Raw genomic sequence first — 24,200 nt, 5'->3', positions numbered from 1 at the left:
AGGAATTATTGCTGCGGTGACGCGCGTTTTATGAGAAACGCGTCGACTGCGAGTTGAGTTTCGGGGCGGATGTTTTCGATCCCTTCGTATGGCACGCCATAGGCGGGTGCCGTGTCGGGGAATTTCTCTTTGCGGGCCATGTGGCGGCCAAGGATGCGTGCGAATTCCTGCCCGCCCCAGGCGCCAACCTCTGTCGAGACAGAGTATTCTTCACGTGTGTCCCGGTAGAGATCAAAGAATTTTGCCAGAATAGCGCTTTCCCCCGGTCCCGGCAGTTTCAGCTTTAACTGATCTTTCACGACCGCCTCGGGCTTGTTCACCGAATAGACGATCACGTGATCACGACGAGCCTTAGTTTCGTCGGCAAACAGTAGGGCGGCAGACTGGTCCACTCCATCCACCAGCCTATCCCGCGGAATGTATTGATCTGCCCCGGCAAAGCGCGACAATGTCGTATAGAGATCCGAGACATGGATGATGCTGTTGAGCAATCCGTCCGCCTCAATCATGCCCGGCCAGCGGATGAAAGCATCGACACGGATTCCGCCCTCGGTCGTGTCACCCTTGCCGCCAGCATAGATCAGCGGGGTGAACCCGGATTGCGGCGCATACTTGGTGAAATGGCCATTGTCGCCCATGACCACAACCACAGTGTTTTCCGTCAGGCCCAGCTCTTCCAGCCGTGCGAACAAGTCACCCAGCCACTGATCGAGCAACTGCATCTTGTCCACATACAGACCACCATTCACGCTCTCTGGTCCCGACCGTCCGGCGCGGGTGTTATCCAGCGGGATCATCGGCCAGTATTGCAGGAAAAACGGGTCTTCACCGCCTGCAAGACGGTCCAGTTCTTCCAGCGTCTTGTCCTGAAACGCCTGGTTCATCTCGTCGTACTTGGCTGCGTTCCAGCGCTCACCGGTTTCCATACGGATTTCGCGGATCGGACCGCCGGTTTCCCCCTCGATAACTGTCATCATCGCGGCAGAGTCCGGTCTGAACCAACCGTCCAGCGTGTACTTGTCGTCATAGTCCTGGATCGCGACCGAGACCTGCTCTTTGATCGCGTCGTCGTTGAAGATGGTCAACTGACCCTGCTGATGGATGGCGTGTTGGGCATAATCAAAACCCTGATTCATCGCCCAGCTTTCAGCGATATCACCCATGTGCCATTTGCCAACATGACTGGTAGCATAGCCCGCCTGTTTCAACACCTCAGCCAGCGTCACCTCATCGCCGGGCAAACCAAAGCCAGCGATATCAACGGTCGTATCGCCCATGCCCATTCGCACAGGCAAACGCCCGGTCATTTGCGCCACGCGGGTCGGCGTACACGAAGGCTCAGTGTACATCCGCACCATCCGCAGTGCCTGATCTGAGAAATCGTTGATGTTCGGAGTCTCATATCCCCGAACGGCGTTAAGCTCGGGAATTCCCATGTCGCCAAAGCCCATATCATCGATCAAGACACTGATGATATTCGGAGGAGTTCCCCCGTTGCTTTCCCGAAACGCAGCCAGTGCTTGGTCAACGGCCGCGTCATCCTGCGCCCATTGCGATCCAAGCTGTGCTTGAAGGATATAGAATTCCGCATCGTGTTGAATTGGGTTTTCCTGCGCTTCAGCTGATAAGGCTGCAAAGCCCATCGACAACACAAAAACACACTGCAATTTCATTCCAATCTCCCCTTCAGAATGCCGACTCCACAGCGCAGGCTGTTTGTCATATTGAAACATTATTATATTTGCTGTTGAAACGCTACGCTGCAAAAGCCGGGTGGAGGCTACCTCTCGATCTTTTGGGAAAGTCCGTCACACGCCGGCCGTATGCCACGTGTCTTAGCGGTTGACGGGCGGAACCCCGGAAGGTTGCGCAAAACCACGCGGAATGTACGAGCGCAGCGGCGTGGGTGAACGGCGTGTTTCTGTTCGTCAAACACTTGGTCCGAACACTGACCAACCGGTTGCGCGGACCAGTTCCTGAAATGCAATGCTTGCCAAATGAGAGTTGCCTTTTGCGTCCAGTCCCGGGCTCCAGGCTGTGACGGCTGCGACGCCTGGAACAATACACAGGATGCCGCCGCCGACACCGCTTTTGGCAGGAAGTCCGACGCGGAATGCAAACTCGCCCGAGGCGTCATAAGATCCACACATCATCATCAGCGCAGTCACTCTGCGGGCGCGCTGCGCGGACAGAACGGTTGAACCGTCTGCAGGGTTCTGGCCTGCGGCGGCCAAATAGCGGCCCGCAACCGACAACTGACGACACGACATGGCGATGCTGCATTGGCGGAAATATAGCGACAGAACATCTTCGACCGGCGCTTTTAGGTTTCCCTCGGCTTTCATGAAATGTGCAAGTGCCCGGTTTCTGGACCCTGTCCGCATCTCAGAGTCTGCAACAGCCTTGTCAACTTGAATGGACTGATCCTCTGCGAGCGTCCGGCAAAGATTCAGTACATCGTTGACCGCCTCATCCGAGCTTCGGTCTTCAAGCAGAACGTCGGCCACGACGATGGCGCCGGGGTTTATGAAAGGGTTTCTGGGAATTCCACGTTCATGTTCGAGCTGGACGATCGAGTTAAACGGATCGCCCGAAGGTTCGCGCCCCACACGTTGCCAAAGGGTCGCGCCCACATGTTGCAGGGCTTCTGTCAGCGAAAAAACCTTGGAAATGCTTTGAATGGAAAACAGCGTGTCCGCATTTCCGGCCGAAACAGGCGCGCCGTCAATGGGCGCGACAGCGATGCCGAACTGGTTCAGGTCAACCATGGCAAGCTCAGGAATGTACTGGGCAACCTTCCCGCGGTCAGACATACCTGCGACGCGGTCGGCAATGTCATCCAGAATGACCTGCAACTCACCGGTTTCAATCACGCTGGGTCTCGGCATATGCCTCCTCCGTCCAGACCGAGTGATCAACGCCCTTGTCAAATTCAGGGAATTTGCTTGCCACAAAGCGGGGCTCAAGATTCTGTCTGCGCTGTGCGAAATAGTCCACGGTCAGTTTGTACACCGTGCCCGACAGCAGCACGATGGCGACCAGGTTGATGGTTGCCATTACACCCATGGCTGCGTCTGCAAAATTGAACACTGTGCTGACCGCTTGCACAGCGCCCCAGACGACCATGGCAAGACAACCCAGGCGCAAAATGTAGATGGGCACTTTGCCTTCCAGCTTCAGAAACGTCATGGCGTTCTCTGCGTATGAGTAATTGCCCAATATCGACGTAAAGCCAAAAAACACGATTGCGATTGCGATAAAATGGCGACCGATCTCACCCAGATGGACCGCTGCCGCATCCTGAGTTAGCCGCATGCCGGTGGCCCCGTCCGGTTCGATAGCGCCAGACAGCAGGATCAGCAATGCGGTCGCGGTGGCGACCAGTATCGTATCCACGAAACAGCCAAACGCCTGAACCAAACCCTGGCTCGAAGGGTGGTGCGGTTCCGGTGTAGCAACGGCTGCGATGTTGGGGGCCGAACCCATGCCGGCCTCGTTTGAAAACAATCCGCGCTTGATGCCATTGAGCGCTGCGGCCATTACGCCGCCCGTGACGCCGCCTGCGACCTCCTGAAGGCCAAAGGCCCCTGCAACGATGGACCACAGCATTGCAGGCACCTGTGGAAGGTTCAGGATAACGACGACACAGGCCAGCAACAGGTACAGCCCGGCCATAAGTGGGACGACGATTTCGGCAAATCGCGCAATGGTTCGGATGCCGCCAAAGATGACCACAGCAGCCGCTGCCGCCAGCGCCAGACCGGCAATCAATTTGTTCAGCCCAAACGCGCCTTGGAACGCCTCGGCGATTGAGTTGGATTGGACGGCGACAAAAACCAAACCGAAACTGACGATCAGGCAGATCGAAAAGATTACTCCTGCCCAGGGCGCGTTCAGGGCATTGGCCATATAAAAAGCAGGACCGCCACGGAACCGTCCGTTTGAAGACGTGACCTTGTAAAGCTGCGCCAGTGTGCTTTCGGAATAAGCCGTGGCCATACCGACCAGGGCCACGATCCACATCCAGAAGATTGCGCCAGGGCCACCCAGGGTTAAAGCCACCGCGACACCGGCCAGATTCCCAGTGCCAACGCGTGACGCCAGACTAACGGTCAGTGCCTGAAACGGTGTAATTCCGCGTTTGTCAGTAGATTTGGACGAGGTCAGAACACGGATCATCTCGCCGAAATGTAGAAACTGCAGCGCGCCCAGACGAATGGTAAAAAATATGCCGACGCCGAGCAACCCGTAGATCAGGACGTAGTTCCAAAGAATAGAGTTAATGCCGTTAACAATTGCTTCCACCGTCCGCCTCCTGAGAATTCAGACCGTTCGAAAAAGCAGCTAAAATACGATGCTTATTCCTCCATCATGCACGAAGGGAGGGTCGCCGAGTCAAGCTTCAAACCCGAAAATCGGCGAAACGCCCGGGCATATACAATTGATTTAGCGATAAGAATTCATTCGGGTGACGACGTCTTGCGCGAATTCGACAACAGACTGACCTGCATGTTCCGAAGGTTGCGAGCGCGCTGCGAAAAACGCATTCGGGGCGCAGACCGTCCCGAATGCCATAGTCATAAAAGCGTCCAGATGAAGTGTGCTTTGCCTATTCAGCGGCCATCTGTGCCGAAGGTGTCGACATCGAAATCACGCGCTCGTCTTCGGTCATGTCTTCTTCGATCCCGTCGAAAAGTGGTGTGGAAAGATAGCGCTCGCCCGTGTCTGGCAACATCACCAGCAGAACGGATCCCTGTGGCGCTTGCTCGGCCACCTTCATAGCAACAGCAAACGTCGAGCCACCAGATATTCCCGTGAAAATCCCTTCTTCCGACGCCAGCCTCCTGGACCATTCAATCCCCTCGGCACCAGGGACAGGGATCAATTCATCATAGTAATCCTTGTCGATCGCCTCTTGCAGAACCCATGGGATAAAGTCTGGGGTCCAGCCTTGAATCGGATGTGGCTCAAAATTCGGATGGCTTTCCGTGGGTTGGTGACCTTCGTTGCGGGTGTTTGTATAACCCGATGACACAATCGCCGCGTTGGCGGGTTCTGTCAGGATGATTTTCGTGCCGGGGCGCTCTGCCCGAAGAACGCGTGCGACACCGGAAACGGTCCCGCCGGTGCCATAGCCGGTGACCCAGTAATCCAGCCGCTCACCTTCGAAATCTGCCATGATTTCTCGGGCAGTGGTGTTCTCGTGGATGTCGGCATTTGCCGACGTCTCGAACTGGCTGGCCAGAAACCATCCATTCTGTTCGGCCAGTTCCTTGGCTTTGACATACATGCCAAAGCCCTTTTGCGCGCGCGGCGTCAGCACGACCTTTGCCCCCAGAAAGCGCATCAGTTTGCGACGCTCGACCGAGAAGCTGTCGGCCATGGTCAGGACCAGAGGATACCCTTTGGCAGCACACACCATCGCAAGGCCGATCCCAGTGTTGCCTGATGTTGCCTCGACCACGGTCTGGCCGGGTTTCAGCCGCCCGTCACGTTCCGCCGCCTCGATAATGTTCAACGCCAAACGATCTTTGACCGAAGAGGCAGGATTGAAAGCCTCGAATTTCACGTAGACCGTGACATGTGACGGCGCGATCTTGTTGATGCGTATGCAAGGCGTGTCACCTACGGTGTCGAGAACACTGTCATAAAGCCGTTTGCGTCCCTCAGTCTGCCGAATTCCCATGGCAATATCCCTCTCTTGGTTGGAAAAATTCGTGCCAGTTTATACCAAGTTCGCTGCTTCGGCGCTTTAAACATTTGTCTTGGGAATGACCGACGAAGTCCCGTGCTGAACCGCCAGTTCAGGATGCCCATAAGCTTTTGGGTACGTCATCGGCACGAATGGGCCTGCGGGAATGACACCGTTCCAGCTTCGGCCGAAATACCCTTGCCGACAGTGATCCAATGAACTGCTGTTCGCCACCCCGGGCAGGTCATGGACGCGACAAAGCCAGCGCCAGAGATACGGGTAGTCAAGGATCTTGGCACCATTCAGCTTCATGCGCAGGTAGTAAACCGGGTCGTGGCGGTAGAGCGTCGGGAAAAGACGCAGATCGGCTTCTGTAAATCGGTCCCCGGTCAGAAAAGGTCTGCCATCGCTGGCCAAGCGGTCTTCCAACTGCGCCAATGTTTTGAAGTAAGTCACGAATCTGGCGGCATAGACGTTTTGATCAGACGAGAACCCGGCCTTGTATGCCCCGTTGTTGATGGCGACGTAGATTTGCACGTTCAGTTCGTCAATTTCAGCCCGGATCGCAGGATCATCCGGGTAGAGGTTGGGCCGGTTGGCTTCATTGCAGTAGCTGCCCAGCAGCGCTGCATTGCCATTCAGCATTCGAATGATCTCGGCGCTTTCATTGTTCACGATACGGCCGGCTATTTTGTCATACAGGATTGGGACTGAACGTTCTTCTGAGCCTTCAGCCCGGTAAATTTCGCGAACCAACCTGAAACCTTGTCCCGTTGCGGTTTCCAAGGTGCATTCAGGCAACGTTGCCCCAGTTGCTGAAGCAACAAGCTCGGGGGCGAACTGCCAGTTGTTCGGACCCTCTGGGTCGTCTTCTGTGGTGCGATTGGGAAAGGCCACATCCATCGAAATGCTGTCCTGCAAACCCAACACATTGCGCGCCAGCGTCACCCGATGACACCATGGGCAATTCAGCGCAACAAACAGGTGATAGCGCCCTGGTTCAGCCGGGAACTCTGGATCGCCGATAGCATGTCGGAAGCCACTGACGCCGCGCACGAACTCTCCTTGTGCGCGGCGCTCTGCGGCATTGGCCTGATCTTCCTGTTTGGATTGATCGGTCATGCTTGGCTTTAACCTCTTAGCCGGTGGTGAAGGATGATTGGGACGGCAAGGTCTTCCTCATCGCTCAGGTGCCGTTTCAGAAAGGCCTCGATGGCCTCTGAGGTGTCGCGCAGAGATCCGACTTCGGATCGGGCCTGAGCCTCATCCAATTGAATGAGCTTGATCACACGATTGGCCGTCCTTGTGTATTGGTCAAGAACCAGATCGAGATCGGCATGGTCTTTTTCCAAAACCTCTAGCCCGGCGTCAAAACGGGCATCCGCAGCAGAAAGCTCGGGGAAGTAGCTATGATCTTCCCAACCGTGATGGCCGTGCAAGTTTCCAACAAGCGCGTCTCCGTAATAGGACAGGCGCGCGGCATACTCTTCGGGGGAAAGGTCCTTTTCAAGATAGCTTTCTGCATCGGAGCGAACCAGCCGGGCAAGGCGCCGAAACATCAGATGGGCACCCAGCCAGTGGCGGGTTTTCTCGGTGAAGCCAGGGTGTGCTTCCCAGCTGTCGCGTGGATATTGATCGAGCAAGATCTGCATCTCGCCTGGCATATCAGCGGTGCGAATGTTGTATGTATCAAGCATGCGCTTACTCCTTTCCGCAAACATGTGTGTGGAAAACTCGTACCGTTAGGCTCAAAGGTGCACAGTTGGTGTCTATCACTGCACATCGTTAGTTTTGTGTCGCTCAAATTCGCCAGTTTGGTGCGCATGCCAAGCTCTGGCGGAATAAACCAGAAGTTCAGGCGAGGAAATTGCGCTGCATAGCGAGAGTTTGGACCCTGCGGTAAAGCGGCATTTCGCCACCCTCGGTGGCAGGCGCATTTCTCCCTTTTTGAAATTATGGTCGGTACGGCGTTCTCGCTGATGTTGAGCCGTGATGCGGCTGTTCGAATGGTTTGAAAATCTCTCAGTAAATCAACGAGATCGCATGGATCGACAAACAATGAATGCGACCGCAAACCCTGAGTGTTCAGAGGTTTATGAAGTCGCGAAAAAAATCAGATATGATAGGCGTGAAAGTAATCGAGAGGGTACTCATCAACCACAGAACATTTCTTGGTATTTTCAACTTTGGCATAACAACAGTATGAGACAGGTTGCCGAACTCTACGGGGTCAACGTTGGTCTCTTCAGACGCCAGCAACCTGCGGCTACGCGTGTCCCCGGCTTAGACCCGACGGCAAAATGCTCAATTCCACCTTTGCTCGCTAGAGATGCACAGCGGCTAGCAGCGTCCGAATAGCGCAAGGCATCCCTCCGAGTAGCAGCATCGGCTGTTCCAGTGTCACGCCTGTCCGGTCCGGGAATCCAATCAGCACAGGCGGGTTATCGACGTGCGACGTACCTTGGGACTTAGGGAAGAGGGGCACAAGACGCACCATCTGCGCATCCGTTAGAGAGAAAAGATCAGACATGTTCACCGCTCGGTGTTCGAACCGGGACACACGAAGCCCAATGGAAATCAATGGGTCCTGCGACTAATAGATAGTGTTCACTGCAGAATAGAGCCTGCGAAATCGCCTCAACCGCTGGAAGAGCGCGGCCATGTCAGCGGGCTCGAACCGATCCGTTGTTGGTGGCTGAAGCGCTAGATCGGCTTTGCCCAAAGCACCATTGCCACAGGCTGCCAGACGGGCAGCGCCATAGGCCGGACCGGAACTCGCGCCTTCCGAACGCAAAATGGGCTTGCCCGTCACTGTAGCGATCAGGCCCAGCAGGAGATCCGATTGACTGCCTCCTCCAATTGCTGCCAGTTCCGGGAGATTGTCTATCGTGTCTCCGAAGCTCTGGGCGGCGTCAGCAAAGCAAAAGGCAATTGCCTCGACCACGGAACGACAGAGGTCCGCGCGCGTTGTCGAATCCTCAAGACCAAAGAAACAGGCGCGAATATGCGGATCCCCGAGGGGACTGCGTTCACCTGTCAAATACGGCAGGAAAATCGGCCCGCGATCACCGCTGACCGTTTCAGCAAGCGCAACAACTTCGGCAGCGGACAGCCCCAGTTGGCCGCCAATCCAAGAAATTGGCCTTGCGCCGTTCAACATCGCCGCCATTTGATACCAACGGTCGGGCAAAGTGTGTGCGAACGCATGCACATAGCGTTCAGGATTAGGCTTGTACCGACGGTCCGCCACGAACAGCTGGCCGGACGTCCCGAGGGAAATAAAGCCACGTCCCGGTTCGGTCGCGCCCAGAGATATCGCCCCGGTTGCCGCGTCTCCGCCTCCCGCAACGACGGGCACGCCGGGTTTCAACCCGGTTTCAGCTGCGGCGTGCGCCGTCACGGTTCCGACGACGACGTGGCCGTCGAAAACCTGCGGCAGCCAATCGGGCGCTACATCAGTGGCTTCGGCAATTCCGACGTGCCATTTTCGCGATGCCTGATCGAGCCACATTGTACCGGCTGCATCGGAGGTGTCGGTTGCCAACTCACCATGCAGGCATAACCCGATGTAATCCTTGGGCAGCAGGATATGAGCAAGCTGGGCATAGTGTGCCGGCTCATGTTGTTTCAACCAGGCGATCTTGGGTGCCGTGAAACCCGGCAAAGGGAGGACGCCAGCGATGTGACCAATCTGCGGCTGGGCTGCGCGCAGTTCATCGCATTCACGTATCGCTCTACTGTCATTCCACAGGATCGCCGGGCGGATCGGGCGCAGATTGCGATCCAGCAAAACGGCCCCATGCATCTGACCGGACAACCCGATGCCTTGCACATCCGACAGCGGGACTTGTTTTGCAAGTTGGCTCAATGCATCGCGCGTCGCCTGCCACCAAATATCCGGGTGCTGCTCTGACCAACCAGGCTGCGGCGAGGAAGTCTTTATGTCTACTGAAGACGTTGCAAGAATTCGATCGGTATCTGCACAGACAAGTTTGACCGCAGACGTTCCGATATCAATCCCGAGAAACATTAAATCCCCTTGCCCGCAGAAACGCCGGGACCTTGCATGGCTATTGATTTTTTAGCGCGCGCAAAGAATATGTAAAAATATGATAAGATCAAGGCGGCTCAGATCCGCAGGCAGACTGACATGACCAAAATAAAAAATATGGAAGAGTTCGCAGCCCTCAGTGGCATCTCGCGGCCTACGGTATCCAAGTACTTTCACGATCCCGACAGCGTTCGCCCGACAACACGGGCCCGTATCGAAGAGGCGTTGGAGCGGTTCGACTATCGCCCCAATATTTATGCGGTGAACCAGAACCGGAAGCTGACCAAGAATATCGGCATCGTCGTGCCCTATCTGGCTGATCCGTTCTTTGCCGAAATCGCGCGCTATTTGGAACAAAGCTGTATCGCGGCGGGGTATCGTCCGTCCCTTTTCAGCTCTCATGGTGAGCAAAAACTGGAAAACGACATTCTGGACGGGCTGCAATCCATGAAGCCTGCCGGGGTTTTGTTGGCGCCATTGGGACGGACCTCAGATCAATCAGTGATCGAAAGGTTCTGCGCGAATGTGCCGACTGTATTGTTCGACAGTAACCTAGAAGGTCTGGGTGCCGCGTTTATCGGGTCGGACAATTTCAGCTTTGTGTCGCAAACCGTGGAATACATGATCCGGACGGGCGAGCCCCCGTCATTCTTCGAAATGCGAACACCTGCAAACCCGAACGCCAATAAACGCCGAAAAGCCTATATTGAAGTCATGGAGCGTCTCGGGTTCGAGCCGCATATCATCAAAGTCGACGGTAAGGGCTGGGCGTTTGAAGAGATCGGTCACAAGGGTGCGCTGAAAGTTCTGGCGGAAAATGAGCTGCGAACAAACTCGGTCCTGTGCAGCAATGACCGGCTGGCAATCGGCTTTCTGGCGGCCTGTTACGAACAAGGGATTCGGGTCGGTCGACGGGACGATTGCGCGCTGCGTCTGGCTTCAAATGACGATCATCCCTTCGCAAAATTTACGTGCCCCTCTCTGACCACGGCTGCGCATGACTATGACAACGTTGCCGGGCGTAGCGTTGAAACTCTGTTCGAACTCATTGAAAGTGGAGGGAAATTTGAAACGCGGTCAGAAACATTGTTCCCTGCAAGGCTGGTTTTGAGGGATTCCGCGTAATCCTAAAATTTAACGCGCGTAAAGTTTTCATTGACGCCGCGACAATTTTTGCATTACGTTCTCTGTACGACATCCAAGCTCAGGGAGGACAGGGATGTATTTGAGAAACGCACTTCGTGCGGCGACTGCAATGACACTCGTCGCGACGGCAGCAGCTCATGCGGACACCTTAACAATAGCGACCGTGAACAACGGCGACATGATCCGGATGCAGGGCTATACCGATAAATTCACCGAGGCGACCGGCATTGACGTCGAATGGGTGACGTTGGAAGAAAACGTGCTGCGTCAGCGCGTAACTACCGACATCACGACCAAGGGCGGTACGTTCGACATCATGACAATCGGCATGTATGAGACGCCGATCTGGGGCGCGAATGGCTGGCTGGTACCGCTGGATGGCCTGTCCGAAGAATATGACGTTGGTGACATTCTGCCCGCGATGGCAGGTGGCTTGAGCCATGACGGAACGCTTTTCGCGGCGCCGTTCTATGGTGAAAGCTCGATGATCATGTACCGCACTGACCTCATGGAAAAGGCGGGCATGGAAATGCCTGAGGCGCCGTCCTGGCAGTTCATCAAAGAGGCCGCCGCCGCGATGACCGACCGCGACGCCGAGATCAACGGCATCTGCCTTCGCGGCAAAGCCGGTTGGGGTGAAGGTGGAGCCTTTATCACTGCGATGTCCAATTCATTCGGTGCCCGCTGGTTCGACGAAGAATGGAAGCCTCAGTTCGATCAGCCCGAGTGGGCAGATACACTGAATTTCTACGTTGAAATGATGAACGAATCCGGTCCTGCCGGCTATGCCACCAATGGGTTTAACGAAAACCTGTCGCTGTTCCAGCAGGGCAAATGCGGCATGTGGATCGACGCGACAGTTGCGGCGTCTTTCGTAACCAACCCTGACGACTCTACGGTCGCGGATCACGTAGGATTTGCGCTGGCACCTGACACAGGATTGGGCAAGCGGTCCAACTGGCTTTGGGCGTGGGCACTGGCTATTCCTGCTGGCACACAGCAAGAAGATGCTGCCAAGCAATTCATCGAATGGGCGACCTCAAAGGACTACATTGAGCTAGTGGCCGAAAGCGAAGGATGGGCAAACGTTCCCCCGGGTGCACGTACGTCTCTGTACGAGAATCCGGAATACCAAAAGGTTCCGTTCGCCAAGATGACACTGGACTCAATCCTGTCAGCTGATCCGAACAGCCCGACGGTGAAACCCGTCCCGTACGTTGGCATCCAGTTCGCCGCAATCCCGGAATTCGCAGGCATCGCCACACAGGTGAGCCAGGAGTTCTCGGCGGTATATGCCGGACAGCAAACGGTTGAGGAGGCACTTGCCAAAGCGCAGGCTTTCACAGCTGAAGAAATGGAAGCCGCCGGTTACTGAGGCATCCTCCCAACGGGTGGGCAGAGGTCTGCCCCCCCGTTCAACCCTTCCACAATTCGCGTTTTTCTCGCAGGCTGAGTTACGCCTGAACAGAGAGGGTTTGCGTTATGGCTACTCAACATTCTCGATCAGTTGCCCGCCTGATGATGGCACCCGCAGTGGTCCTGCTGCTTGGCTGGATGCTCGTGCCTCTGACGATGACGCTGTATTTTTCTTTCAAGAAGTACCTTCCGCTGCGTGGAGGCGATCTGGGTTGGGTCGGGTTCGACAACTACGTTCGTTTCGTATCCTCCAGTTCCTTCTGGCCCGCGGTCCAAGCAACATTAGTAATCGTTGGCGGCGTGCTGGTGATTACGGTCATTCTGGGCATTCTGCTGGCCATGCTGCTGGATCAGCCCATGTGGGGGCAGGGCGTTGTCCGCATCCTTGTGATCGCGCCATTCTTTGTCATGCCGACCGTATCAGCGCTGGTCTGGAAGAACATGTTCATGGACCCGGTGAACGGTTTGCTGGCCCATCTATGGCGCTTTTTCGGGGCCGAGCCGATTTCGTGGCTGTCCGAGGCTTCGATGACCTCGATCGTTATGATCGTTTCCTGGCAGTGGCTTCCCTTTGCGACGCTGATCCTGCTGACGGCTATCCAGTCTCTGGACAGTGAACAGCTGGAAGCGGCCGAGATGGACGGCGCGCCGGTGCTAAAACGCTTCTATCACATCATTCTGCCGCATCTTGGTCGCGCCATTACGATTGTGATCCTGATTCAGACGATTTTTCTACTGTCGATCTTCGCCGAGATTTTCGTGACCACCGGCGGCGCCTTCGGCACCCGTACACTGACCTACATGATCTTCCAGCGCGTGTTGGAAAGCCAGAACGTTGGCCTCGGATCAGCCGGTGGTGTCTATGCAATCATCCTTGCCAATATCGTTGCCATCTTCCTGATGCGCATCGTTGGCAAAAACCTGGACGCGTGAGGAGACAAACCATGGCCCGCACCGTCACGACACAACGCAAAACACTAAACACCGCCCTTGCCTGGGCCGTAGGTCTGCTGATCTTTTTCCCGATCCTCTGGACGATCCTGACCAGCTTCAAGACCGAGGCACAGGCGATTGCAAGCCCACCGATCTTCCTCAACTTCGACTGGACGCTCGAAAATTACGCCATCGTGCAGGAACGCTCTGACTATATGCGATTCCTGTGGAATTCAGTCATCATCGCAGGCGGATCAACACTTTTGGGTGTAATCGTCGCGATACCCGCAGCCTGGGCGATGGCGTTTGTTCCGTCCAGACGCACCAAGGACATTCTGTTGTGGATGCTGTCCACAAAGATGTTGCCCGCAGTTGGTGTTCTGTACCCGATTTACTTGCTGTTCATTCAGCTGGGTTTGCTGGACAGTCGCGGCGGGCTGGTCGTGGTGCTGATGCTGATCAACCTGCCGATCATCGTCTGGATGCTCTACACCTACTTCCGCGAAATTCCGGGGGAAATCCTTGAAGCGGCAAGGATGGACGGTGCGACGCTGAAAGAGGAAATCCTTTATATCCTGACACCCATGGCCATCCCCGGCATCGCATCGACCGTTCTGTTGAACTTTATCTTAGCCTGGAACGAGGCGTTCTGGACCCTAAACCTGACGGCCGTCGACGCGGCCCCACTCACTGCATTCATCGCCAGCTATTCCAGCCCCGAAGGCCTGTTCTTTGCCAAGCTTAGCGCGGCCTCGACCATGGCGATTGCACCCATCCTGATCCTTGGCTGGTTCAGCCAGAAACAACTTGTCCGCGGCCTGACTTTCGGCGCTGTGAAATAAGGAAGACTTCGTATGGGACGTATACAACTCAAGTCCGTGACCAAAAGCTTCGGCGACGTAGAGGTCATTCCCCCGCTGGATCTGACCATCGAAGATGGCGAGTTCACCGTATTTGTCGGCCCCTCGGGTTGCGGCAAGTCCACTTTGCTGCGCCTGATTGCGGGACTGGAAGACATGACTTCTGGCTCCATCGACATTGACGGCGCCGACGCAACAGACGTGCCGCCTGCCAAACGCGGGCTGGCGATGGTGTTCCAATCCTACGCCTTGTATCCGCACATGACCGTTCGCAAGAACATCGCATTTCCGCTGCGCATGGCGAAACTGGATCAGGCTGAGATCGACAAGCGGGTTGAAGGTGCGGCGAGCGTTCTGAACCTGACCGACTACCTGGATCGTCGTCCCGGCCAATTGTCTGGCGGGCAACGTCAAAGGGTGGCCATCGGTCGGGCCATTGTACGCGAACCGGCTGCGTTCCTATTTGATGAACCGCTGTCGAACCTGGACGCCGCCTTGCGCGTTGGCATGCGGCTGGAAATCAGCGAACTGCACGAGCGTCTGGCGACTACGATGATCTACGTCACCCACGACCAGGTCGAGGCCATGACTATGGCCGACAAGATCGTTGTGCTTCAGGCAGGTGTGATCGAACAGGTTGGCAGCCCGTTGGAGCTGTACCGTACGCCGCGCAACCTGTTTGTTGCAGGCTTCATCGGTTCGCCCAAGATGAACTTCATCGAAGGCCCAGAGGCGGAAAAGCTCGGTGCCCAAACCATCGGAATTCGCCCTGAACACATTGCGGTGTCTGAATCTGAAGGAGACTGGTCCGGCGTCGTAAGCGTTTCTGAGCACCTTGGTTCGGACACTTTCTTCCACGTCCACGAAACAGGGTTGGCCGAGACCATCACCGTCCGTGCAGATGGCGAGGTTAACTTTCGCCACGGTGACCGAATCCATCTGACACCACGACCGGATGTCATCCACCGGTTTGACGCGAAAGGCTTGCGGATCGAATGACGCGCCTGGCAGGCAAAACCGCCCTGATCACCGGGGCAGCGAGAGGCATTGGACTGGCGTTTGCCAAGGCTTATGTGGCTGAGGGCGCACGCGTCGCCATCGCCGATATAGACATGCAGCGCGCACAGAGCGCTGCAACTGAGATCGGCGCAGCCGCGTTGGCCGTCGAGATGGACGTGACCAGCCAACAAAGCATTGAAGACGCCGTTGCTCGAACGGCGGCACATTTTGGCCCAATTGACGTTCTGATCAACAATGCGGCCATCTTCTCCGCCGCTCCAATCGTTGAAATTGAGCGCGCTGACTACAATCGCGTTTTTGACATCAACGTTGCCGGCGCGCTGTTTACGATGCAGGCTGTTGCGCGCCACATGATTGATCACGGAACCAATGGTCGGATCATCAACATGGCGTCGCAGGCCGGGCGCAGGGGCGAGCCGTTGGTCGCCGTGTACTGTGCCAGCAAAGCCGCGATCATATCCTTGACCCAATCGGCCGGGCTGAACCTGATCTCTCACGGGATCAACGTAAACGCCATTGCACCTGGTGTTGTCGATGGCGAGCACTGGGATGGTGTTGATGCGTTTTTCGCAAAGCACGAAGGCAAACCACTGGGTCAGAAGAAACGCGAAGTGGCTGCAGCAGTTCCTTATGGCCGAATGGGCCGCGCCGAAGATCTGACCGGGATGGCCGTGTTTCTGGCTTCTGACGATGCCAAGTACATCGTCGCACAAACCTACAATGTCGACGGCGGAAACTGGATGAGCTGATGGATCCTGTGGCGAATGCAAACCCTCCGATATGGTTACGGCGAAATACCCTTTCAGACCTGCCTGCGACGGTCAGAACCCCGGTGTATGAGCGTTCGGATCTGACGCCCGGCATTGTCCATATCGGACTTGGCAATTTTCATCGCGCGCATCAGGCTTGGTATGTTCACCAGTTGATGCAGTTGGGCCAGGCCCATGACTGGGCAATCATCGGGGCCGGTGTCCGAAGCTATGACGCCGACATGCGAGAACGACTGCTGGCGCAGGACTGCCTGACAACGCTGATCGAACTGGACCCAAAAGGAATGTCCGCCGAAGTGATTGGTCCGATGATCGACTACTTGCCGATCGAAGACGACAATGCCGCGCTTATCCGGACGATGGCCGACCCTGCCATTCGGATTGTGTCGCTGACTGTAACCGAAGGCGGGTACTTTCCGGACGCCAACACTGACGCGTTCGATACGGATCACGCAGATATTCTGCACGATGCCGAGAACCCAAACCAGCCGCGTACGGCTTTCGGCGCTATAGTCGCGGCGCTCAGGCAACGGCGCACAAATGGCTTGAAGCCCTTTACCGCACTCAGCTGCGATAACCTTCAAGGCAACGGTGGGATTTTGCGAAACTGTGTTGTTGGTTTGGCGCGTCTATCCGACCCGGATCTGGCCGATTGGATCGATCAGAATGGCGCGTTCCCAAACTCGATGGTTGACTGCATCGTGCCCGCAACGACCGAGCAGGTCGTATTGCAATGCCGCACACTGGGCGTCGACGACCGCGTACCAGTCACGCATGAGAACTTTCGCCAATGGGTGATTGAGGACGATTTCTGCGCCGGGCGACCGCCCCTCGAAGAGGTCGGAGTAACACTGACGCAGGACGTCCACAGCTACGAAGCGATGAAACTGCGCATATTGAATGGAGGTCACCAACTGCTCGCAAATGTCGGGGAGATTCTGAATGTGCCCACGATTTCAGACTGCATGCAGGACCCGGACATCGTAGCGTTTTTCGGAAAAGTTCAGACAGAAGAGATTTTGCCTCATGTCGAAGCTGTTCCCGGGACGACAGCAAAAGAGTACCTCGGGTTGGTTAAGAGGCGATTTGCCAACACTGCTATTCACGATACAACACGTCGGGTCGCATTTGACGGGTCGGCGCGACATCCCGGGTTCCTACTACCGTCGCTGCGCGCAGCAACTGCGTCTGGCTCTTCGGTAAATGGGCTCGCGTTGGCCGAAGCATTCTGGTGCCGGATGTGCGTAGGTGTTCGTGAAGATGGCTCCGAAATCGCCCCGAATGACCCCCAATGGGAGAAACTACATAAAACCGCACAGGCGTCCAAAGCCGACCCACAGCTTTGGCTCGAACAAAGCCAATATGGCGGTGAATTTGGCCGCGGCACAAAGTTTTCTGAAGCCTTTGCCTGGTGGCTAACCGGGATCTGGCAGAGTGGCAGTCGAGCAGTTTTAACTGAATATGTCTCTAACGGCTCAATGCCACACTAAATTAGCGTCACTCAGATTATTCAATTGCGGACACATCTTTCTTTTTTCGCCGGCTAAGGGTTGTCGCAAATTGCCTTGCTGCCCCGGCATCCATAGGATGCACAGCCTGCCCTCCAATCTTTGCTGCAACTTCCCTTGCGATCCGAACAGGGCGCGATAAGTCTCTGCCCCGTACCTCGATTTGAAAGTGTTCGAGCTCGGCGCGCAGGTGCGAGATTTGTGCTTCAGCAACGAAGGCTGGATCAGAGAAGTTGCTGAGTAACAATTCGAATTGGCTTCGAACAATCTCTCGTGAAATGGCGTGGATGGCTCCCAGCGTTGAGGGCGTTGTAGGCTCGATGAAAATTTTCTTTTCTCCTTCCCCGGGCACTGGAGCAGGGATCCCCAATGCAAGTGTGGAGGGACGTGAGTCTTGCTTCGCTCGGACAGAAACGAGATCGAGAGCCGGTTTGATTGTTTTTTCGTTTGCCCAAAGGGGCTTTGGTTCACGTTAGCTGTTTGGCAATCACGCGACAGCCGGGCAATCGTGCCAGCATCGATTTTAAACCGATTCACTGATTTTATTGAATTTTTCATGGAAAGTGGCTGGGGTGGTAGGATTCGAACCTACGGTACACTGTACCAAAAACAGTTGCCTTACCACTTGGCTACACCCCAACGGTGAGGCGCTGTCTACGATTGTTGATCGGTGGGTTCAAGACCTTTCGGGTAAAAAAATGAGTGCGGATTAAAAAAAATCTGAAGGCGCTAATCGAAGATCTGAGAGTGGCTTGTTTTCATAGGTAAGGTGTTCAATCTTGCTGAGATCGGGTCGTCGGAAAGCACTGCAGAATGTATGCGGAATGAGTAGCCCATTGGCCTGATCTTACGGCGGGGTTTTGAAATCCAGTGTTTTGCGAAGAGCTGGATGCGCGCATTGATGGCAGGGCGCTAAGATTGGAAACTCTGAAAGGGAAGAGAATGAAGTTTCTACGTACTCCAGACACCCGGTTTGACGGGCTCTCAGAATACCCGTTTGCACCGAATTACGCGCAGGTGGATGACACCGAAGGCGGCCAGTTGCGGATGCATTATGTGGATGAAGGGCCAGCCGAGGCTGATCCCGTATTGATGATGCATGGCGAGCCAAGCTGGTCCTACCTTTACCGCCACATGATTGCGGGATTCGTCGCGCAGGGACATCGCGCGGTTGCGCCAGACCTGATTGGGTTCGGACGATCCGACAAACCAACTGAACGAAGTGACTACACTTATGAACGCCACGTGGCTTGGATGGGTGATTGGCTGCGCAAGGTGGACCTGCGCAACATCACTCTGGTTTGCCAGGACTGGGGCGGGTTGATCGGGCTGCGGTTATGGGCAGAGCTGCCCGACAGGTTCGCGCGTATCGTCATTGCCAACACGGCGCTGCCGACCGGCGATCAGCCAATGGGCGAGGCGTTCGAGAACTGGCGCAGGTTTAGCCAAGAGGTCCCGGTATTTCCGGCCGGTGGAATTCTGAAAGGCGGAACTGTTTCGCCCCTGTCAGAAGACGTTATCGCGGCCTATGATGCACCTTTTCCAGATGAAAGCTACAAAGCCGGGGCGCGGCAGTTTCCCATGCTGGTGCCAGCGACGCCTGATGATCCGTCCTCGGGTCCGAACCGGCAGGCGTGGGAGGTGATCCGAGGGCTAAAGACGCCTGTCCTCACAGCTTTCGGGGCCGATGATCAGGTCATGGCGGGGATTGATTCTGTGTTCCAGAAAATGTGCCCGGGGGCTGTGGGGCAGCCTCATGTCATCTTGCCGAATGCGGGACATTTTTTGCAAGAAGACGTTGGTCCGGAACTGGTCAAGTTGACCTGCGATTTCATCGCGCGCGCACCCCGATCCGACTAGGTTATTCTCGGATTTCGGCTGGGTCGACGCCCCAGAGGTTCGTTTTCTGTGCCCAGCCGCGATACCCGCCCGCAGAAATCTGGCACCAGTCCAGCGAACAACTTCCCAGGCGCGCCACAACGCCCGTTTCAAACTGTGCGCTGATCGGCGCATTTGCATCGGGGCTTGTGTAAACGGTCAGCAATTCGGCGTCGACCAACACAGTTCGAACACCGGACAACAGGGCATAGTGCACCCATCCTCCTGCTCCGTCGCGGTCCTGAACTCTGCGCCAGTTTCCGTATTCTGCCGTTATCTGCAGTGGCATGCCGCGCCGTTTGAAAACCCAATCGATTCGGTGAGTCAGGGATGGGCCGCGGCGCACATTGCCCTCAGCAGCTTTCATCGAGACAAACCGTGGAAGGGGCAGGTTGGTGACTTGGCCACGCTTGTCCTGCGCGCTGGCAGCCAAGCCACCAAACACCGTCAGGAAAACAGCGAATGCCGCCGAAACAAGGCGTTTTACGGGTAGAAAACCACTCACTTACTGTCTGCTCTTGTGCCTGTTGATCTTGCTTCAAAAAAAGGTCGACTCAATGCCTATGGGGTTCTTGTGCCCCGCCTTATCCTGCGCCACGATGACATGGCGCGCGAAGGTTTGCAAAGCAGTGGGAGTGCAGAGGTGTCAAGAGAACGTCTGAGTGTTGTCGTTACGCGACGGTTGCCCGAGGCGGTTGAAACCCGGTTGAGCGAATTGTTCGATGTGCAATTGCGCGACGATGACAACCCGATGACCCGTGAAGAACTGGTGGAGGCCGTGAAAACCGCCGATGTTCTGGTGCCAACCGTAACCGATACGATCGACGGTGGCCTTTTGGGGCAGGCGGGTGAAAACCTGCGCTTGATCGCGAATTACGGGGCGGGGGTCGACAATATCGATGTCTCGACCGCGCGTCAGAGGGGCATTCTGGTGTCGAACACCCCGGGGGTTCTGACCGACGATACCGCTGATATGACCATGGCACTGATTCTCGCTGTGACCCGCCGAATTCCCGAGGGTCTGTCTGTTATGCAAAAAGGCGATTGGACCGGGTGGGCGCCGAATGCCTTGTTGGGCGGGCGTATCGGAGGGCGGCGTTTGGGCATTTTGGGCATGGGACGTATCGGTCAGGCCGTGGCCCGCCGTGCCTGTGCTTTTGGGATGCAGGTGCACTACCATAACCGCCGCAGACTTCGCCCCGAAACCGAGCAAGAGATGGAGGCGACCTATTGGGAAAGCCTCGATCAGATGGTGGCGCGGATGGATGTGATTTCGGTCCATTGCCCGTCGACACCGTCTACCTTCCATTTGATGAATGCTCGGCGGCTGAAATTGATGAAGCCGACAGCCGTTATCGTGAATACATCAAGGGGTGAGGTGATCGACGAAAACGCTCTGACACGCCGGATACGCTCGGGCGAAATCGCCGGCGCGGGCCTGGATGTTTATGAGCACGGGACGGATGTGAATCCAAGATTGCGACAGTTGCCGAACGTTGTTCTGCTGCCCCACATGGGGTCGGCCACGTTAGAGGGCCGGATCGAAATGGGCGAGAAAGTTATTATAAATATTAAGACGTTCGAAGACGGTCACCGCCCACCGGATCAGGTGGTCCCCGCAATGCTTTGATCCGGTGTTTCCCGTGTTTTGATGCGGGCGGTGCCAATTTACACACGCATATTTTCAGGAGGATACGATGAAACGAAGTCTGATTTCGGGAGTGTTGCTGTCGGCGGTTGTGCTGGCAGGACCATTGACTGCTCAGGAAACGGCAGATGCCGTTGCGCCCGAAGGCGCGTCCGAGGGGCAGGTGCAAGGCCTGACTGAAGAGGTGATCGCTGCGCTTGAGGCCAAGATGGCAGGTCAGCCGGTCACATCTGAAAACTGGATGGTTGCTGCCGCGAATCCATTGGCTGTAGAAGCAGGCGCAAAGGTTTTGCGCGCTGGTGGGTCGGCGGCTGATGCAATGGTCGCAGTTCAGGTTGTGCTGGGGCTGGTCGAACCGCAATCGTCGGGCCTTGGTGGCGGTGCATTTTTGGTTCGGTATGACGCTGCATCGGGCAAGCTGACGACATTGGATGGGCGTGAAACGGCCCCGCTTGAGGCGAACCACAGGCTGTTCCATGACGAAAACGGCGAACCGCTGAAGTTCTTTGATGCGGTTGTCGGCGGGTTGTCGGTGGGCACACCCGGGACACCGGCCCTGCTGGAAGAGGCGCATCGGCGATGGGGGCGCAGTCCGTGGCCAAGCCTGTTTACCGATGGCATCGCTCTGGCGGACGACGGTTTTCTGGTATCTCCGCGCCTTGCTGGCCTGGTCGAAAAGGATGCCGAACGCCTGTCGCGCTTTCCTGCAACCGCAGAATATTTCTTGCCCGACGGTAAGCCACTTGAGCAGGGGCAACGCCTGACCAACCCGGAATATGCCGAAACTCTGCGTATTTTGGCCGAGGAAGGCTCGGCCGGTTTCTACGGCGGTGAGATTGCCGCTGGCATCGTTAGCACCGTACGCAACGCCGAAGGCAACCCGGGCGTTTTGTCGGGAATTGATCTGGCGCTGTATCAGGTGATCGAGCGTGAACCAGTGTGCGCAACCTATCGCGCCTATGAGGTCTGCGGCATGGGCCCGCCATCGTCAGGCGCGCTGACCGTCGGTCAGATTCTGGGCATGCTGGACGGCTATGATCTGGCTGCAATGGGCCCCGAAGACACCAATGCATGGCGCCTGATCGGTGATGCTTCTCGTCTGGCTTTTGCCGACCGTGGTCGCTACATGGCCGATCATGATTTTGTTCCCATGCCAACGCAGGGCTTGGTTGATCCATCTTATCTGTCCGACCGTGGCTCTCTGTTAGGCGGAGAAGCCGCCCTGACAGAGGTCGCACCGGGTAACCCCGAGTTTGATCATGCGTCGAATTGGGCCGACGATGTCTCGATCGAGTTACCCTCAACCTCGCATATCTCGATCGTTGATCAGTACGGAAACGTCCTGTCGATGACGACGACGATTGAGAACGGGTTCGGTTCACGACTGATGACAAACGGGTTTCTGCTAAACAACGAATTGACGGACTTCTCGTTTAAAACGCACAGTGACGGTGTTCCAATTGCCAACCGGTTGGAGCCTGGCAAACGCCCACGTTCGTCGATGAGCCCGACAATTGTGATGCAGGACGGCGCGCCTGTTCTGGCCATCGGATCGCCGGGCGGTAGCCGTATCATCGGCTATGTTGCCAAGTCGATCATCGCCTGGGCGGATTGGGACATGGATGTGCAACAGGCCCTGTCGCTACCGCACCTAGTCAACCGTTTTGGCACCTATGACGTGGAAGAAGGAACCGCGGCCGAAGGGTTCTCGGATGCGTTGATTGAGCTGGGTTTTGAAGTGAACCCGCGCGACCTGACCTCAGGTCTGCATGCGATTGAGATCGGGGATGTGCTGGTCGGCGGTGCTGATCCGCGTCGTGAAGGTATCGCGCTGGGCGAATAGCCCGGCGTTTTAAAAGGGGAAGACCATGGTGCAGGCAGTTGCTTTGCCGCGAAACGAAGTGGGGATCGAGGCGGCTGTCGGCATCCTGAAGCAGAAATTTGGTGACCGGTTGCAAACCGGTCAGGCAATCCGCGAACAGCATGGTCACACGACCACCTGGATCGAAAACCAAACCCCGGACGCCGTGGTTTTTCCGTGCTCAACGCAGGAGGTATCCGAGATCGTCAAAACCTGCGCCACGCACAAGGTACCGGTGATTGCATTTGGCACGGGTACGTCTTTGGAGGGTCACGTGAACGCCCCTGCTGGTGGTATCTCGGTTGACCTGACCCAGATGAATAAGGTGCTGGCTGTGAACCCTGGTGATCTGGATTGCGTCGTACAACCGGGTGTGACGCGCGAAGACCTGAATACCCATTTGCGGGATCAGGGCTTGTTCTTTCCGATTGACCCCGGCGCGAATGCTTCGATGGGTGGAATGGCGGCGACGCGGGCGTCCGGAACCAATGCGGTTCGCTATGGCACGATGAAGGACAATGTCCTTAGTCTTGAGGCGGTCATGCCGGATGGGCAGATTATCCGAACCGGGCACCGGGCCAAGAAATCCTCGGCCGGTTACGACCTGACCCGACTGTTGATTGGGGCCGAAGGGACTTTGGGCATCATCACCGAGCTTACCTTGCGCCTGCAGGGCATCCCCGAGGCGATCACCTCGGCCCGTTGTTCATTTCCGTCGGTGGATGCGGCCTGTCAGGCCGTCATGATGACGATCCAGTACGGTGTTCCGGTGGCGCGGATCGAGCTGCTGGATGAAATGTCGGTCAAGGCCGCCAACGCCTATTCCGGGCTGAGCCTGCCTGAAACGCCATTGCTCTTGCTCGAGTTCCACGGATCGGAAAACGGTGCGGTCGAGCAGTCCGATACCTTCAACCAGATCGCGGAAGAGTTCGGCGGCACCGATTTCGCGGCGACCTCAACGACTGAGGAACGCAATAAACTCTGGCAGGCCCGGCATGATATGTACTGGGCTTCCTTGCAACTGCGTCCGGGCGCGCGAGGAATCTCCACCGACGTCTGCGTTCCGATCTCGCGTTTGGCAGAGTGCGTCACAGCGACTCAGGACAAAGCGCGTGAGCTAGGGCTGATGGCCCCAGTGGTGGGGCATGTCGGGGATGGCAACTTTCATTCCTTGCTTCTGATCGACATGGAAAACGCGGACGAGGTCAGCAAAGCTGACGAATTCGTCGGGTGGCTGAATGATCTGGCTATTTCGATGGAAGGCACGTGCACGGGCGAACATGGGATCGGACAGGGCAAACAGCCCTATCTGGTCAAAGAGCTTGGGCCAGCCGTCACGTATATGACTGCTATCAAAAAGGCGCTGGACCCCGACAACATCATGAACCCAGGAAAGATTCTGCCGAACGAATAAAAT

At 56.3% G+C, this 24,200-nt stretch carries 20 protein-coding genes, 1 tRNA gene and 1 pseudogene; 11 read left to right on the top strand and 11 right to left on the bottom strand.

The genetic code is table 11. From position 1 onward, the window contains the following. Positions 1-5 precede the first annotated feature (5 nt). The 8 genes and pseudogenes from AC2FFP_RS02880 to xylB all read right to left on the bottom strand — a co-directional run bounded on the left by AC2FFP_RS02880 (position 6) and on the right by xylB (position 9,722). Complete coding sequence (locus AC2FFP_RS02880; RefSeq protein WP_496843712.1) at positions 6-1,673, bottom strand: sulfatase-like hydrolase/transferase; 1,668 nt, start codon at positions 1,671-1,673, stop codon at positions 6-8. 255 nt (positions 1,674-1,928) lie between these two features. Beyond that, entirely contained in the window at positions 1,929-2,888 is a 960-nt protein-coding gene (locus tag AC2FFP_RS02875; protein WP_496843711.1) for a glutaminase, read from the bottom strand. Beyond that, positions 2,866-4,305, bottom strand: a complete 1,440-nt coding sequence (locus AC2FFP_RS02870) for an alanine/glycine:cation symporter family protein (RefSeq protein WP_496880689.1) — start codon at positions 4,303-4,305, stop codon at positions 2,866-2,868. Before AC2FFP_RS02870 ends, AC2FFP_RS02875 begins: the two co-directional genes overlap by 23 nt. Before the next feature lie 304 nt (positions 4,306-4,609). Further along, on the bottom strand, positions 4,610-5,686 hold the full coding sequence (locus AC2FFP_RS02865; RefSeq protein ID WP_496768723.1) for a PLP-dependent cysteine synthase family protein: 1,077 nt from the start codon (positions 5,684-5,686) through the stop codon (positions 4,610-4,612). 66 nt (positions 5,687-5,752) lie between these two features. Beyond that, on the bottom strand, positions 5,753-6,814 hold the full coding sequence (locus tag AC2FFP_RS02860; protein ID WP_496768721.1) for a glutathione S-transferase C-terminal domain-containing protein: 1,062 nt from the start codon (positions 6,812-6,814) through the stop codon (positions 5,753-5,755). Between the two features lie 8 nt (positions 6,815-6,822). After that, on the bottom strand, positions 6,823-7,389 hold the full coding sequence (locus tag AC2FFP_RS02855) for a hemerythrin domain-containing protein (protein ID WP_496768719.1): 567 nt from the start codon (positions 7,387-7,389) through the stop codon (positions 6,823-6,825). Between the two features lie 704 nt (positions 7,390-8,093). Further along, positions 8,094-8,222, bottom strand: a pseudogene (locus AC2FFP_RS02850) (IS5/IS1182 family transposase); the annotation flags it as partial. 63 nt (positions 8,223-8,285) lie between these two features. Beyond that, positions 8,286-9,722: a xylulokinase gene (gene xylB, locus AC2FFP_RS02845; RefSeq protein WP_496768717.1), complete on the bottom strand. Its 1,437-nt coding sequence runs from the start codon at positions 9,720-9,722 to the stop codon at positions 8,286-8,288. Positions 9,723-9,842: 120 nt separating this feature from the next. Here xylB and AC2FFP_RS02840 point away from each other — a divergent pair, with 120 nt between their 5' ends. From AC2FFP_RS02840 to AC2FFP_RS02810, 7 genes are all read left to right on the top strand, one after another. Next, positions 9,843-10,868, top strand: a complete 1,026-nt coding sequence (locus AC2FFP_RS02840; protein ID WP_496768716.1) for a LacI family DNA-binding transcriptional regulator — start codon at positions 9,843-9,845, stop codon at positions 10,866-10,868. A 94-nt stretch (positions 10,869-10,962) separates the two neighbouring features. Beyond that, positions 10,963-12,264, top strand: a complete 1,302-nt coding sequence (locus AC2FFP_RS02835; protein WP_058284088.1) for an ABC transporter substrate-binding protein — start codon at positions 10,963-10,965, stop codon at positions 12,262-12,264. A gap of 107 nt (positions 12,265-12,371) precedes the next feature. Next, on the top strand, positions 12,372-13,238 hold the full coding sequence (locus AC2FFP_RS02830) for a carbohydrate ABC transporter permease (protein ID WP_108859810.1): 867 nt from the start codon (positions 12,372-12,374) through the stop codon (positions 13,236-13,238). Positions 13,239-13,249: 11 nt separating this feature from the next. Further along, positions 13,250-14,080 carry a carbohydrate ABC transporter permease gene (locus AC2FFP_RS02825; protein WP_109310934.1) on the top strand — a complete coding sequence of 277 codons (831 nt, stop codon included), beginning with the start codon at positions 13,250-13,252 and terminating at the stop codon, positions 14,078-14,080. Positions 14,081-14,092: 12 nt separating this feature from the next. Beyond that, complete coding sequence (locus AC2FFP_RS02820) at positions 14,093-15,097, top strand: ABC transporter ATP-binding protein (protein WP_496738273.1); 1,005 nt, start codon at positions 14,093-14,095, stop codon at positions 15,095-15,097. After that, positions 15,094-15,867 carry an L-iditol 2-dehydrogenase gene (locus AC2FFP_RS02815; protein WP_496843707.1) on the top strand — a complete coding sequence of 258 codons (774 nt, stop codon included), beginning with the start codon at positions 15,094-15,096 and terminating at the stop codon, positions 15,865-15,867. Before AC2FFP_RS02820 ends, AC2FFP_RS02815 begins: the two co-directional genes overlap by 4 nt. Then, positions 15,867-17,378: a mannitol dehydrogenase family protein gene (locus AC2FFP_RS02810; RefSeq protein ID WP_496843706.1), complete on the top strand. Its 1,512-nt coding sequence runs from the start codon at positions 15,867-15,869 to the stop codon at positions 17,376-17,378. Before AC2FFP_RS02815 ends, AC2FFP_RS02810 begins: the two co-directional genes overlap by 1 nt. A 16-nt stretch (positions 17,379-17,394) precedes the next feature. Here the strand turns inward: AC2FFP_RS02810 and AC2FFP_RS02805 are convergent, their stop codons facing one another. Next, complete coding sequence (locus AC2FFP_RS02805) at positions 17,395-17,748, bottom strand: hypothetical protein (RefSeq protein WP_496768710.1); 354 nt, start codon at positions 17,746-17,748, stop codon at positions 17,395-17,397. 212 nt (positions 17,749-17,960) lie between these two features. Then, positions 17,961-18,035, bottom strand: a tRNA-Gln gene (locus AC2FFP_RS02800). A 303-nt stretch (positions 18,036-18,338) separates the two neighbouring features. Here AC2FFP_RS02800 and AC2FFP_RS02795 point away from each other — a divergent pair. Further along, positions 18,339-19,256, top strand: coding sequence for a haloalkane dehalogenase (locus AC2FFP_RS02795; protein ID WP_496880688.1), 918 nt, complete (start codon positions 18,339-18,341; stop codon positions 19,254-19,256). 1 nt (position 19,257) lies between these two features. Here AC2FFP_RS02795 and AC2FFP_RS02790 read toward each other — a convergent pair whose 3' ends face one another. After that, positions 19,258-19,779, bottom strand: a complete 522-nt coding sequence (locus AC2FFP_RS02790) for an SH3 domain-containing protein (protein WP_496725537.1) — start codon at positions 19,777-19,779, stop codon at positions 19,258-19,260. A gap of 138 nt (positions 19,780-19,917) precedes the next feature. On the opposite strand from AC2FFP_RS02790, the gene AC2FFP_RS02785 reads away from it, so the two are divergent. From AC2FFP_RS02785 to AC2FFP_RS02775, 3 genes are all read left to right on the top strand, one after another. Further along, positions 19,918-20,904 carry a 2-hydroxyacid dehydrogenase gene (locus AC2FFP_RS02785; protein WP_496725538.1) on the top strand — a complete coding sequence of 329 codons (987 nt, stop codon included), beginning with the start codon at positions 19,918-19,920 and terminating at the stop codon, positions 20,902-20,904. A 67-nt stretch (positions 20,905-20,971) separates the two neighbouring features. Beyond that, complete coding sequence (gene ggt, locus AC2FFP_RS02780) at positions 20,972-22,765, top strand: gamma-glutamyltransferase (protein WP_496880687.1); 1,794 nt, start codon at positions 20,972-20,974, stop codon at positions 22,763-22,765. A 25-nt stretch (positions 22,766-22,790) separates the two neighbouring features. Next, positions 22,791-24,197 carry an FAD-binding oxidoreductase gene (locus tag AC2FFP_RS02775; protein WP_496770353.1) on the top strand — a complete coding sequence of 469 codons (1,407 nt, stop codon included), beginning with the start codon at positions 22,791-22,793 and terminating at the stop codon, positions 24,195-24,197. Positions 24,198-24,200: the final 3 nt, after the last annotated feature.

This window comes from Ruegeria sp. YTSC004, assembly GCF_059609805.1.
This window is presented reverse-complemented; position numbering and strand designations above follow the sequence as displayed.

Bases quoted from the DNA above. Each gene is read 5' to 3' on its own strand.
- AC2FFP_RS02855 (WP_496768719.1), bottom strand. From the start codon at position 7,389: ATGCTTGATACATACAACATTCGCACCGCTGATATGCCAGGCGAGATG.
- AC2FFP_RS02825 (WP_109310934.1), top strand. From the start codon at position 13,250: ATGGCCCGCACCGTCACGACACAACGCAAAACACTAAACACCGCCCTT.
- ggt (WP_496880687.1), top strand. From the start codon at position 20,972: ATGAAACGAAGTCTGATTTCGGGAGTGTTGCTGTCGGCGGTTGTGCTG.
- AC2FFP_RS02875 (WP_496843711.1), bottom strand. From the start codon at position 2,888: ATGCCGAGACCCAGCGTGATTGAAACCGGTGAGTTGCAGGTCATTCTG.
- AC2FFP_RS02820 (WP_496738273.1), top strand. From the start codon at position 14,093: ATGGGACGTATACAACTCAAGTCCGTGACCAAAAGCTTCGGCGACGTA.
- AC2FFP_RS02840 (WP_496768716.1), top strand. From the start codon at position 9,843: ATGACCAAAATAAAAAATATGGAAGAGTTCGCAGCCCTCAGTGGCATC.
- AC2FFP_RS02815 (WP_496843707.1), top strand. From the start codon at position 15,094: ATGACGCGCCTGGCAGGCAAAACCGCCCTGATCACCGGGGCAGCGAGA.
- AC2FFP_RS02880 (WP_496843712.1), bottom strand. From the start codon at position 1,673: ATGAAATTGCAGTGTGTTTTTGTGTTGTCGATGGGCTTTGCAGCCTTA.
- xylB (WP_496768717.1), bottom strand. From the start codon at position 9,722: ATGTTTCTCGGGATTGATATCGGAACGTCTGCGGTCAAACTTGTCTGT.
- AC2FFP_RS02860 (WP_496768721.1), bottom strand. From the start codon at position 6,814: ATGACCGATCAATCCAAACAGGAAGATCAGGCCAATGCCGCAGAGCGC.
- AC2FFP_RS02830 (WP_108859810.1), top strand. From the start codon at position 12,372: ATGGCTACTCAACATTCTCGATCAGTTGCCCGCCTGATGATGGCACCC.
- AC2FFP_RS02795 (WP_496880688.1), top strand. From the start codon at position 18,339: ATGAAGTTTCTACGTACTCCAGACACCCGGTTTGACGGGCTCTCAGAA.
- AC2FFP_RS02835 (WP_058284088.1), top strand. From the start codon at position 10,963: ATGTATTTGAGAAACGCACTTCGTGCGGCGACTGCAATGACACTCGTC.
- AC2FFP_RS02865 (WP_496768723.1), bottom strand. From the start codon at position 5,686: ATGGGAATTCGGCAGACTGAGGGACGCAAACGGCTTTATGACAGTGTT.
- AC2FFP_RS02775 (WP_496770353.1), top strand. From the start codon at position 22,791: ATGGTGCAGGCAGTTGCTTTGCCGCGAAACGAAGTGGGGATCGAGGCG.
- AC2FFP_RS02810 (WP_496843706.1), top strand. From the start codon at position 15,867: ATGGATCCTGTGGCGAATGCAAACCCTCCGATATGGTTACGGCGAAAT.